This window comes from Methylobacterium oryzisoli (genome assembly GCF_046557895.1).
GTDB lineage: Bacteria > Pseudomonadota > Alphaproteobacteria > Rhizobiales > Beijerinckiaceae > Methylobacterium > Methylobacterium oryzisoli.
On sequence record NZ_JBKIBX010000005.1, the window covers coordinates 55,477 to 67,955 of the forward strand.

Sequence of the window (12,479 nt, forward strand, 5' to 3'; positions counted from 1 at the left end):
CGCCCGGCCGGGCACCCGCGGATCCCGGAAGGGCAGGACCCGTCATGCTGAGACATTGGCTGTCCATCACCGCCGCGATGGCGATGGCCGTTCCGCTCTGGCCGGTGGGGGCGCCCCGGGCGGAAGAACCGCTGCGCCTCGTGCTCGGGACGGCGACTCCGGGCGGCGGCTTTCCGGCCTACGGCGAGGCGCTCGCCGCCGCGTTGCGCGAGGTCGATCCGGCGCTGGAGATCGCGCGGCGCGCCACCACGGGGTCGATCGAAAATCTTTCGCTGCTGCGGGCGGGCCAGGTCGATCTGGCGCTCGTGCAGGGCGAGTACGCCTACGACGCCCTGGCCGGGCCGGAGCGGGCCGGCCTCGCGGTGGTCGCCCCCGTCTACGCGGCGCCGGGTCTCTTCGTCGTGCCGGCGGCGAGCCCGGTGCGCGCGGTCGCGGATCTGCGCGGCCGGCCGGTCGCGCTCGGCACGCGCAGTTCCGGCCTCACCGCGATGGGCCGGACGGTGCTGCGCGGCGCCGGCCTCGATCCGGAGCGCGACATCCGGCCGATCCTGCTCGACCGGGCCGGCGACGGTCCGGAGATGGTCCGCGACGGCCGCGCCGCCGCGCTCTGGGGCGGCGGCCTCGGCTGGCCGGGGTTCCGGGCGATGGCCGCCGCGCCGGGCGGCGCCCGCTTCTTCGGCCCGTCGGCGGAGACGCTCGACGCCATCCTCGCCCTGAGCCCGTCGCTGCGCCGCATGACGGTGCCGGCCGGGACCTTCCCGTCGCAGACCGAGGCGATCGCGACGGTCGGCTCGTGGAGCTTCATCCTCGCCCGACCGGGCCTGGCGGACGCCGCCGTGTCGCGGCTCGTGCGGGCCATCGATCGCGGCCGGGACGCCCTGGCGCGGCAGCTGCCGCACGAGCGGGCGAGCGATCCGCGCGACCTCGCCGCCGCGGTCCCGGCCGCGTGGCTTCATCCCGCCACCGCCGCCTTCCTGCGCGAGGCCGGCGCCCTCTCGCCATGAGGCCCGCGGGTCCCGCCCGGATGCCTATTCCTCCAGCACGCTCTCGCGCAGGCGCAGCACCTGGGGGCGCAGATCCTGGCAGGCGAAGCTGCGGGCGAAGCGGCCGATCTCCTGCGCGTCCCGCGAGGCGCGCAGCCGCGCGAGGGTCTGGGCCTCCTGCTCGCAGGTGCCGGACGCGCCGGCGGCCCGCGCGGCCGATGCCGGGGGGAGGGCCGGCGCGGGGGAGCGGCCCGATCCCGGGACCGGCCGCAGCGGCTCCGGATCGGGCACCACCTTCGGGGGCGGCAGCGCCTCCTCGGCGGCCGTGCTCTCGATGAGCCGCGCGAGCTGGGGCCGCAGCTCCTCGCAGGCCAGTTCGCGCCGGAAGCGCAGGATCTCCTCGGGCACCCGCCGCGCGCGCAGGCGCGCCAGGGTCTCGGCGTCGCGCTGGCAGACATCGGCACGGCCGGCCGCGGGGGGCAGGGCCTTGGGACCGGGATCGACCGCCGCCGTGGCCGGATCCTCGCTGCGCGGGCGCGTCTCCGGCAGGGGCTTGGTGAGAGGCTTGGTGAGAGGCTTGGGCAGGTTCTGGGGCAGGGGCCTGCTCTCGGGCGGCACCTCCGGCAGGGCTCCCGTGCTGACCGTGAGCTTGCCGACCTGCGCGCGGGCGAGATCGGCGTAGAACCCCGTCGGGTGCGCCGCCAGGAACGAGCCCCAGGCCTCCTTCGTGCCGACCCGCTCGGCGAACTCGTAGTCGCGCCGGGTCTCGCGCAGCCGCCGGCCCGTCGGATCGGACGCGTCGTCGCCGCGCGGATCGGGCACCAGCGCGGCGGTCGCGCCGCCGAGCGAGCCGTAGACGAACGGCTCCTGCTTGCCGTTGGTCGCGCGCAGCACCTCGTCGCGCACCCGCCCGAAGGCCACCCGGATGTCGAGGCCGGGCACCGGCAGGTGCTTCAGGAGGGCCGCCGTGAAGGGGCTGTGCTCGCCGGCGCCGTCCTCCGCCACCGAGCCCGCCCGGGCCGCGTAGGCCACCAGCGTGTCGCTCACCGCCGGCTCGACCTTGGCGAGGCCCGCACCCGCGGCGCGCACGCTCACCGTGCGCTGCATCCGGTTCTGGAACGGGTTGTTGCGGCAGGCATCCAGGATGACGACGCGCAGGCGCCGGGCCGGCTCGATGGCGCGCACCACCCGATCGAGCGAAAGGCCCTCGTCCTCCGCGTCGAAGTCGCTCTTCAGCCGCGCGTCGGTCGGCAGGAGGTAGTTGACCCCCGAGACCTCGATGCCGTGGCCGGCGAAGTACACGAGCGCGATGTCGGCGTCGCGGACGGTCTGCATGAACTCGCGCAGCGCCCGCTTGAGATCGAGGTTGCCGAGGTCCTGCCGCAGCTCGACCGTGTCGAAGCCGGCGCCCTTCAGCATCGCGGACACCGCCGCGGCGTCCCGGCCCGGATTGGCGAGGACCGGGACCGTCCGGTAGTCGCCGTTGCCGATGACGAGGGCGACGCGCCGCTCGGCCGCGACGGCACTCACGGCGCACGCGAGGGCGCCGGCCAGCACCAGCAGCCATCCGAGTCCCCACTTGGCTAAGCTCTTGGCCAACCTCTTGGCCAGCCTCACGGCCATCACCCGCCTCCGCTTCGAGCGGTTACGTCGCACCCCCGCAGGAAACCCGGTCGCACGCCGCGGCCGGGGCAGCCTACACCCGGCGGCCGCGGCGCGGGATCCCGTCCGTCGCCGGCGCGATCCTCAGGAGTTGCGCTCGCGCGCATGCGCCGGACCGGCCGCCTCGGTGGACGATGCTCAGCCGAACGCAGCCTTGCGCCGAGCCGTCGCCCCGGGATGCGGGATCACCCGCGCGGGCGTCGGCTGGGGCTCCTTGGGTGTATCGGGAAACCACACCTTCACCTGGGTGCCGGTGCGGGGATCGAAGATCGTGAGGGTCATGGACGCCTCCCTATGGTCGACCGGGACGATCGCATCTCCGTCGGCAGGGGGATGTGCTCCAGTGCACGCAATGGATGAGCACGCGTAGGATGGGCAGGTGTGAGGTGGGCACGCTGGGGTTGGGCACGAAGGGGTGAGGTACGCATGGGTGAGGTACGCATGGCACCGCCCTCATCGCCTCGGGCCACGCGCCACCCGCGGCGGCGGGCGGCCCGAGGCGGTGACGAACACCCGGATCGGCCGCGAATAGACCGGCGGGTCGTGCACGACGTGGTGCTCGTCGGCGAAGAGGAGTTGCAGCGTGTGCGGCCCTGGCGAGAGGGTGATCTTCGCCTCGGTCTGCCCGGCACCGAAATGCAGGTGGTTGAAGTCGTTCGGGATCGGCCGGTCGAAGGAGGGCAGGGGGGTATCGACGAGGATGTGGTGGTGGCCCGTATTGGCCTTGGCGATCCCCGCGGGCGCGATCCCCATGTTGATCAGGCCGAAGCGGATGATCGGCGTGCGCGTGACGTAGGCGCCGTTCCCAGGGCTGACGATGTAGACCTTGGCGCCCTTCGGCGAGGGCTGGCGCCGCACCGGCCCGCCGCGGGCGGCCACCGGCGCCTCGCCGTCCCGCACCGTGACCCGGATGCGCTCGGACGCGATCGGCGGCGAGTGCGGGATGTGCTTGTGGTCCGCGAGCAACAGCTGCAGCGTGTGCTCGCCGGGCGGCAGGGAGAGCTCCGCCTCGGTCTGTCCGGCGCCGAAATGCAGGTGGTTGAAGTCGTTCGGGATCGGCTCGGAGAGCGGCGGGAGCGGCGTGTCGACCAGCAGGTGGTGGTGGCCGGCATTGTCGCGCTGCACGCCCGCGGGGGCCACCCCCATGCCGCGCAGGCCGAAGTGGATCGTGGCCTTGGACGGGATGACGGCGCCGTCCTTGAGGTCCACGAAGTAGACCGACGCGCCCGACGGCGCCGGGGACGGACCGCCGCGGGCGGCGTCCGGGGGCTGCGCGGTCTGTGCCAGGACCGGCGGCGCGTGGAGGGAGAGCGCCGGGCAGCAGAGCAGCAGGGCGGACGCGAGCCTCAGCGGGGTCGTCCTGATCGGAGTCATGGGGCCTCCCCTGGCGACGAGCACCGGATCCCACCAGATCTTCGACCGTGTCTGAAGCACAGATCGATTTTTTCAGTTGTATATAATAGTCTACCACTAATGAACGGTGCGACAGGATGCCGCACTCCGCGTTCTCACCTGGGAAGTTCGGCCCTTCCGTAGTTCGCTGTGTTGCGGATACAAGTTGACATCGCCGCAGACCGGGTGCGAATCGAGGATGAGGCAGCACGGACCCGGAATGGCTTCTCGGCTCGCCGTCTGGGCGCTCGCCGTCCTGCTCGGCCTCGGCGCGACGGCCGCCCTGGCGCAGTCCCGGGCCGTGGTGGTCGATCAGGGAGCGCGCCTCGCGCTCCTCCTCAGCAACTCGGCCTACGCGCCCGGCGGCCCGGACCCGCTCGGCACCAACCGCACCGCCCGCCTGCTCGCCGACGAACTCGCGCGGCTCGGCTTCGAGACCGACCTCGCGGAAAACCTCGGCCGGGCGCAGATGCGCCAGCGCATCGACGCCTTCACGGACCGGATCGGGCGCGGCGCGGCGGTGGTGCTGTTCTTCAACGGCTACGCGATCCGGGCCGGCCAGCAGAGCTACCTCGTGCCCGTGGGCAGCCCGATCGCCTCGGAGGCGCAGGTGCGCCAGGAGGGGGTGGAGCTCGACGGCGTCCTGGCGGAGATCGCGCGCCGCGGCGCCTCCGCCACCATCGTGATCATCGAGGCGGCGCGCCGGAACCCGTTCGAGGAGCGGTTCCGCGCCCTGCCGGAGGGGCTCGCCGCGCCGGAGATGCGGGACGGGACGCTCGCGATCTTCAGCACCGCCCTCGACCGACCGCCCGAGGACGGCGACGATGGCGGCCTGTTCGTGCGCGAACTGATCCGCCAGATCGCGACGCCGGACCTCAGCGCCGAGCAGGCCTTCGCGCGCACCCGGATGGCGGTGGCCCGGGCGACCGGCACCAAGCGCGTGCCCTTCGTCTCCTCCTCGCTGCTCGAAGATTTCGTCTTCGCATCGCCCGGCATCCGGCCGCGCGCCGCCCCCGCGCCCACACCTGCTCCCGCTCCCGCCCCGGCACCACCCCCTGCGCCCCCCGCGCCCGGTCCGGCGCCGGTCGCCGAGGCGCCCGCCGGCGGGGTGCCCCGGCCCGGCGAGACCTTCCAGGATTGCGGCACCTGCCCCGAACTCGTCGTGGTGCCGCCGGGCGAGTTCACGATGACGGGCGAGGCGGAGTTCGAAAAACCCGCCCACCGGGTGGTGATCCGCCGGCCCTTCGCCATCGGCCGGCACGAGGTCACCTTCGCCCAGTGGGATGCCTGCGCGGCGGCGGGCGCCTGCAAGGCGGATGTCGACGACCACGGCTTCGGCCGCGGCGACCGCCCGGTGATCGACGTGAGCTACGACGAGGTGCAGGCCTTCCTGCGCTGGCTCTCCGCCCAGGCCCGCCGGACCTACCGGCTGCCGAGCGAGGCCGAGTGGGAATACGCCGCCCGCGCCGGCTCCACCACGCCGTTCTGGTGGGGAGCTGTTGCCGGCAACGGCCGGGCGAATTGCGAGGATTGCTCGCCCGCTCCGCCGCGCCGCACGCTGCCCGTCGGGTCCTTCCGGCCGAACGGGTTCGGGCTCTACGACACCGCCGGCAACGCGGCGGAATGGGTCGAGGATTGCTGGAACCCGACCTACCGCGGCGCGCCCGCGGACGGCGCCCCCTGGCGGGCGGGCCAGTGCCAGCTGCGGGTGCTGCGGGGCGGCTCCTTCACGGGCCGGGCCGCCGCCGCCCGCTCGGGTGCCCGCTTCCGCTACGACCGCGACATCCGCTACTACGCCAACGGGTTCCGGGTGGTGCGGGACCTGCCCTGAGCGCAGGCGGCCCCTGCGCCGCCCCCCGTTGCAGTGCCGGCGCAGGACGTGGATGGGCGAAGGCGTCGTTCGTCCGTGCCCCGGAGTCCCCCATGTCCGCCACCCCCACCGATGCCGAGGCCGTCGCCGCCCTCTCGCGCTGGCTCGCGGTGGAGAGCCCGACCACCGACGCGGCGGGCGTCAACCGGATGATGGACCTCGTCGCCGCGGAGGCCGAGGGCGCCGGGATCGCGCAGGAGCGGATCGCCGGCCGCGACGGCCTCGGCGACAGCCTGATCCTGCGGGCGGGACCGCGGACGGGCGAGCCCGCGCTCCTCGTCCTGTCGCATCTCGACACGGTGCATCCCCTCGGCACCGCCGCCCGCGACCTGCCCGTGCGCGTCGAGGACGACCGCCTCTACGGTCCGGGCGTGTACGACATGAAGGGCGGGGCGTGGCTCGCCCTGCAGGGCTTCCTCGCCGCCGCGCGGGGCGGGGCGGCGCGCCGGCCCCTGGTCTTCCTGTTCACGAGCGACGAAGAAATCGGCTCGCCGACGACCCGCGGGCTGATCGAGGCTCTCGGGCGCGAGGCCGCCGCCGTGCTGGTGACCGAGCCCGCGCGCGAGGGCGGCAAGGTCGTGACCGGCCGCAAGGGCGTCGGGCGCTTCGACGTGCACGTGGAGGGCCGCCCGGCCCATGCTGGCAGCCGCCACGCAGACGGCCGCAACGCCGTCCGGGAAGCGGCCCGCCTGATCCTCGCCATCGAGGACATGACCGACTACCCGCGGGGCATCACCACGACGGTGGGGCTGATCGCGGGCGGCACCGCCGAGAACGTGGTGCCGCAGCATTGCCGCTTCAGCGTCGATCTGCGCGTCGTGAGCGAGGCGGACGGCCGCGCCTGCGCGGAGCGGATCCTCGGCCTGCAGGGGACTACGGATTTCACCGTCACCGTCACGGGGGGCATGAACCGGCCGCCCTACGGCCGCACGGAGGCGATCGGCCGCCTCTACGCCCGGGCCCGCGCGCTCGCCGCGGCGGAACTCGGCCTCGATCTCGGCGAGGTGCCGCTCACCGGGGGCGGTTCGGACGGCAACTTCACGGCCGCCCTCGGCATCCCGACGCTCGACGGCCTCGGCATCGACGGCGACGGGGCGCACACCCTGCAGGAATACGCCCTGATCTCCTCCATCGCCCCCCGCCGCCGGCTGATGCAGCGGCTGCTGGAGACGCTGCCGTAGGGGGGAGGGGCACGGAACAGGAGCGCTGCCGGCCCTGCTCGCTCGCCTCATCGGCGACGCCCGCCAATTTAGGCGCGGGAACCCCTCTCCCGCACGGGAGAGGGGATCCCGGGCTCCATGCGGCGGTGTGAGTGAAAATGGGAGACAGAGCGGGGAGAGGGGTTCCCCGCGCTGTCCTACGCCTCACACCTCCGCCGCGTAGCGGCCGTGGCAGTGCTTGTACTTCTTGCCCGAGCCGCAGGGGCAGGGCTCGTTGCGGCCGACCCGGCCCCAGGTGGCGGCGTTGGTCGGGTCGCGCTCCAGCACGGCGCCGTCGGCGCTGAGGCCCTCGGCCGCGAAGCCTCCCGCGCCGCCGCCCCCGCCGAAGCCGCCCTCCGGCAGCGCGAACTCGTTCTCGCCCGTGACCGGATCGAGGTGCTGGGCGAACATCGGCGGCAGGGTCGGGGCCTCGGGCTCCTGCATCATGATCTCGATGCGCATGAGCTGGCCCGTCACCTGCTCGCGCAACGCGCCGATCAGGCCGTTGAACAGCTCGAACGCCTCGGACTTGTACTCGTTGAGCGGATCGCGCTGGGCGATGCCGCGCCAGCCGATCACCTGCCGCAGGTGGTCGAGGGTGACGAGGTGCTCGCGCCAGAGATGGTCGAGGCTCTGGAGCAGCACCTGCTTCTCCACGTAGGCCATCAGGTCCGGCCCGTTGCGGGAGACGCGCTCGGCGTAGGCCTCGTCGGCGGCCTTGCGCAGGCGCTCGCGGATCTCCTCGTCGGCGATCCCCTCCTCCTTGGCCCAGTCCTCCACGGGTTCGTCGAGGTTGAGCTGGTTGGTCACGCTCTCGCGCAGGCCCGGAACGTCCCACTGCTCCGGATAGGCGTCCTCGGGGATGTGCCGCGCCACGACGTCGTCCACCACCCCGTGGCGCATCTCGTCGACCGTCTCGCGCACGCTCTCCTGCGCCATGAAGTCCCGGCGCTGCTCGAACACGACCTTGCGCTGGTCGTTCATGACGTTGTCGTACTTCAGCACGTTCTTGCGCATGTCGAAGTTGCGGGCTTCGACCTTCTGCTGCGCCTTGGCGATGGCCTTGTTGATCCAGGGATGGATGATCGCCTCGCCCTGCTCCAGCCCGAGCTTCTGCAGCATGCCGTCCATGCGGTCGGAGCCGAAGATCCGCATCAGGTCGTCCTGAAGCGAGAGGTAGAACTTCGAGCGGCCGGGGTCGCCCTGGCGGCCCGAGCGGCCGCGCAGCTGGTTGTCGATGCGCCGGCTCTCGTTGCGCTCGGTGCCGACGATGTAGAGGCCGCCCGGGAGCGCGGACTTGCGGCCCGCCTCCGGGTCGGCCGCCTCGCCGGAGGACAGCACCCTGGCGCGGTTTTCCTCGATCTCGGCCTTGATCGCCGCGACGCGGGCCTCGCGCTCGGCCCCTTCGGGCATCCCGGCGAGCTCCTGCTCGACGCGCATCTCGACGTTGCCGCCGAGCTTGATGTCGGTGCCGCGGCCGGCCATGTTCGTCGCGATGGTGATGGCGCCGGGCACGCCGGCCTGGGCCACGATGTAGGCTTCCTGCTCGTGGAAGCGGGCGTTCAGCACCGCGAACTTCCTGGTCACCCGGCCTTCGCGGGCCGCCGCGTAGACCTCCTCCATCGCCGAGGCGTTGCTGTAGTCCAGCGTCTTGTAGCCGTGCTTCACGAGGAGCGCCGCGAGGTGCTCGGAGCGCTCGATCGAGCCGGTGCCGACCAGCACCGGCTGGTGGCGGGCATGCGCCTTGTCGATCTCGGTGATGATCGCCGCGTATTTCTCCTCGACGGTGCGGTAGACCTCGTCGTCCTCGTCCACGCGCTCGACCGGCCTGTTGGTCGGGATCTCGACCACGCCGAGGTTGTAGATCTCCTGGAACTCGTCCGCCTCGGTCGAGGCGGTGCCGGTCATGCCGGCGAGCTTCTTGTAGAGGCGGAAGTAATTCTGGAAGGTGATGGAGGCGAGCGTCTGGTTCTCGGGCTGGATCGTGACCCGCTCCTTGGCCTCCAGCGCCTGGTGCAGCCCCTCCGAGTAGCGCCGGCCCGGCATCATGCGGCCGGTGAACTCGTCGATGATCACCACCTCGTCGTTGCGGACGATGTAGTCCTTGTCGCGCGTGAACAGGGTGTGGGCGCGCAGCGCCTGGTTCACGTGGTGGACGAGCGTGATGTTGTGGGCGTCGTAGAGGTCGCCCTCCTTCAGCACGCCCGCCTCGCGCAGCAATTCCTCGATGTGCTCGTTGCCGCTCTCGGTGAGCGAGACCGTGCGCTGCTTCTCGTCGAGGTCGTAATCCTCGCGCGCGAGCCGCGGCATCAGGGCGTCGATGGCGACGTAGAGGTCGGAGCGGTCGTCGATCGGCCCCGAGATGATGAGGGGCGTGCGCGCCTCGTCCACCAGGATCGAGTCGACCTCGTCCACGATCGCGAAGGCGTGGCCGCGCTGAACCATCTGGTTCAGCTCGTACTTCATGTTGTCGCGCAGGTAGTCGAAGCCGTACTCGTTGTTGGTGCCGTAGGTGATGTCGCAGGCATACGCCTCCTTGCGCTCGCCGTCGTCGAGCCCGTGCACGATGACGCCGACGCTCAGCCCGAGGAAGCGGTAGACCCGGCCCATCCACTCCGCGTCGCGCCGCGCCAAGTAGTCGTTGACCGTGACGACGTGGACGCCGTTGCCGGCGAGCGCGTTGAGGTAGGTGGCGAGCGTCGCCACCAGCGTCTTGCCCTCGCCGGTCTTCATCTCGGCGATGCCGCCCTCGTGCAGCACCATGCCGCCGATGAGCTGCACGTCGAAGTGGCGCTGCCCCAGCACGCGCTTGGCCGCCTCGCGCACCGTGGCGAAGGCCGGGACCAGGATGTCGTCGAGTGCCTTTCCGGCGGCGAGATCCGCCTTGAGCGCGTCGGTGCGGGCGCGCAGGGCCTCGTCGCTCAGGGCCTCCATCTCGGGCTCCAGCGCGTTGATGGCCTGGACCCGGGGCCGGTAGCCCTTCACCCGGCGGTCGTTCGACGACCCGAAAATCTTCTTGGCGATGGCACCGAGCATCGTGAACCTGCGATCGATCGTACAGTCTGGGGGCGCGCGACGGCGCGCGTTATAGAGCCATATAGGCGCGCGCGCACCAGAAAGGCACTGCGCGCCGCCGGGCGGTCCGCCGCCGCAGCGGCGTGCTGCGAAAGGCGTACGGGGCAAGCCCGGCCGGGCGCTTGATTCGCCTCGTTCCTGCGACATAAGTGCGAGCCGATCAAGAGTGGCGGCCGCCACCGACCGCCCACGGGGAGTGACACGCGATGAGGAACCTGGCCCGGGCGCTCGCCCGCACGACCGCGCTCGCCGCCGGCCTCTTGGCCGTTCCCTTGGCCGCTCTGCCCGGCGCCCAGGCCCAGACCGGTGCCTCCGACGGCATCGTCAAGATCGGCATCCTCAACGACCAGTCGGGCGTCTACGCCGATTTCGGCGGGCGCGGCTCGGTCGAGGCGGCCCGGATGGCGGTGGAGGATTTCGGCGGTAAGGTCCTGGGCGTGCCGGTCCAGGTCGTCGACGCCGACCACCAGAACAAGCCGGACATCGCCTCCAACGTCGCCCGGCAATGGTACGACACCGACAAGGTCGATGCCATCATGGAGCTGACCACCTCCTCGGTGGCGCTCGCCGTGCAGGGCCTCTCGCGCGAGAAGAAGAAGATCACCATCGTCGACGGGGCGGCCACCACCGACCTCACCGGCAAGCAGTGCACGCCCTACGGCTTCCACTGGGCCTACGACACCCACGCGCTCGCGGTCGGCACCGGCGGCTCGCTCGTGGAGAACGGCGGCGACACGTGGTTCTTCCTCACCGCCGACTACGCCTTCGGCACCGCGCTGCAGAACGACACCGGCAAGTTCGTGCAGGCCAAGGGCGGCAAGGTGCTGGGCGCCGTGCGCCATCCCCTGAGCGCGCAGGACTTCTCGTCCTTCCTGCTCCAGGCGCAGGGCTCGGGCGCGAAGATCATCGGGCTCGCCAATGCCGGCCTCGACACCTCGAACTCGATCAAGCAGGCGGCCGAGTTCGGCATCGTCCAGGGCGGCCAGCGCCTCGCCGCCCTGCTCTTCACCCTGGCGGAGGTGCACGGCATCGGGCTCAAGGCCGCGCAGGGCATCGTGCTCACCGAGGGCTTCTACTGGGACCTCGACGACCAGAACCGCGCCTTCGCCAAGCGCTACATGGCCCGGTTCGGCCGCATGCCGAGCATGATCCAGGCCGGCACCTACTCCTCGGTGACGCACTACCTCAAGGCCGTGCAGGCGGCCGGCACCGACGAGACCGAGGCGGTGGCCAAGAAGATGCGCGAACTGCCGGTGGACGACTTCTTCGGCCGCGGCGGCAAGGTGCAGGCCAACGGCCGCATGGTCCACGACATGTACCTGTTCCAGGTGAAGACGCCGGAGGAATCGAAGGCCCCCTGGGACTACTACAAGCTGCTCGCCACGATTCCCGGCGACAAGGCGTTCCTGTCGGCCAAGGACAGCGGCTGCCCGCTGACGCAGTGAGGCTGACGGGATCCGGGGGGCCGCCCCCGGATCCCGCCCCGCGTTCCGGTCGGGCGCCGTTCCGTCGCTGCCCGCCGCGCACTTCGATCGCCGGCAAGTATATTTGCTGAGCATTCTGCCTGAAAAATGATCGATCAGGGGCGGGCTGGCGCGATCAACGTGATCTGCTCGCCCGATTGTTCCTGGATTCAGTAAGAATCCGTTGAGGCTTGCGCTGATACAAGAAGGCTCGTCTTTCGATAGTGCGGGCCGGCTGCTGGCGTGGGGCCGCCCTGCGGGGAGGCCTCCTTGCTCGCGCACGAATTCCGCTCCTTCCACGAGGCCTCGAAGCGCAACGGCGTGATCCTCTCGTTCGGCGGCGACCTGTCCGAGAACGTGATGGTGTCGCTGGGCGAGGTGCTGAAGCTGCGCATGCAGCAGGCGGAGACCGACGCCACCGTGGCCAAGCGGGTCTTCTCGATCTTCGTCGAGCAGGCGCAGAACATCATCCGCTACTCGGCCCGCAAGGTGACGGCCGCGGACGCGCCCCTGCCCCGCGTGAGCGCCGGGATGATCGCGGTCGGGGCGGACGCCGGCCGCTTCTTCGTCGTCTGCGGCAACGAGGTCAGCAGCGCCGAGGTGCCGGCCCTGCGCGACCGGCTCGATCACCTCGCCGGGCTCTCGGCCGAGGAATTGCGGCGCACCTACCGCGAGAAGCTGCGCCAGCCGCCCGACGAGGGCAGCCTCGGGGGCAGCATCGGCCTGATCGAGATCGCCCGGCGCTCCAGCGCCCCGGTCGAGTACGACTTCCAGGAGATCGGCGCCGATCTCAGCCTGTTCTGCCTCAAGGCCTACATCTGAGACGGGGCGCCAC

Annotated in this window: 9 protein-coding genes; 5 read left to right on the top strand and 4 right to left on the bottom strand. The window is 71.9% G+C overall.

The genetic code is table 11. The annotated features are described in order from the left end of the window. The first annotated feature begins 44 nt into the window (after window positions 1-44). Window positions 45-1,004 carry a TAXI family TRAP transporter solute-binding subunit gene (locus ACKUB9_RS06925; protein ID WP_407519745.1) on the top strand — a complete coding sequence of 320 codons (960 nt, stop codon included), beginning with the start codon at window positions 45-47 and terminating at the stop codon, window positions 1,002-1,004. Window positions 1,005-1,028: 24 nt separating this feature from the next. Here the strand turns inward: ACKUB9_RS06925 and ACKUB9_RS06930 are convergent, their stop codons facing one another. From ACKUB9_RS06930 to ACKUB9_RS06940, 3 genes are all read right to left on the bottom strand, one after another. Continuing rightward, on the bottom strand, window positions 1,029-2,606 hold the full coding sequence (locus ACKUB9_RS06930) for a caspase family protein (protein WP_407519744.1): 1,578 nt from the start codon (window positions 2,604-2,606) through the stop codon (window positions 1,029-1,031). Window positions 2,607-2,783: 177 nt separating this feature from the next. Further along, the gene (locus tag ACKUB9_RS06935; RefSeq protein ID WP_407519743.1) at window positions 2,784-2,927 is read right to left on the bottom strand and encodes a hypothetical protein; all 144 of its coding nucleotides are present in this window, start codon (window positions 2,925-2,927) and stop codon (window positions 2,784-2,786) included. 171 nt (window positions 2,928-3,098) lie between these two features. Next, window positions 3,099-4,019, bottom strand: coding sequence for a DUF4399 domain-containing protein (locus tag ACKUB9_RS06940; protein ID WP_407519742.1), 921 nt, complete (start codon window positions 4,017-4,019; stop codon window positions 3,099-3,101). A gap of 238 nt (window positions 4,020-4,257) precedes the next feature. Between ACKUB9_RS06940 and ACKUB9_RS06945 the strand changes: the two genes are divergently transcribed. Further along, window positions 4,258-5,868 (top strand): SUMF1/EgtB/PvdO family nonheme iron enzyme, encoded by a 1,611-nt coding sequence (locus tag ACKUB9_RS06945; protein ID WP_407519741.1) that lies wholly within the window; start codon window positions 4,258-4,260, stop codon window positions 5,866-5,868. 92 nt (window positions 5,869-5,960) lie between these two features. Beyond that, complete coding sequence (locus ACKUB9_RS06950) at window positions 5,961-7,088, top strand: M20 family metallopeptidase (protein WP_407519740.1); 1,128 nt, start codon at window positions 5,961-5,963, stop codon at window positions 7,086-7,088. A 183-nt stretch (window positions 7,089-7,271) separates the two neighbouring features. On the opposite strand, the gene secA is transcribed toward ACKUB9_RS06950, so the two are convergent. Continuing rightward, window positions 7,272-10,142 (bottom strand): preprotein translocase subunit SecA, encoded by a 2,871-nt coding sequence (gene secA, locus ACKUB9_RS06955; protein ID WP_407519739.1) that lies wholly within the window; start codon window positions 10,140-10,142, stop codon window positions 7,272-7,274. Window positions 10,143-10,387: 245 nt separating this feature from the next. Here secA and ACKUB9_RS06960 point away from each other — a divergent pair, with 245 nt between their 5' ends. Further along, the gene (locus ACKUB9_RS06960; protein ID WP_407519738.1) at window positions 10,388-11,626 is read left to right on the top strand and encodes an ABC transporter substrate-binding protein; all 1,239 of its coding nucleotides are present in this window, start codon (window positions 10,388-10,390) and stop codon (window positions 11,624-11,626) included. A gap of 288 nt (window positions 11,627-11,914) precedes the next feature. Beyond that, entirely contained in the window at window positions 11,915-12,466 is a 552-nt protein-coding gene (locus ACKUB9_RS06965) for a SiaB family protein kinase (protein WP_407519737.1), read from the top strand. Window positions 12,467-12,479 lie beyond the last annotated feature (13 nt).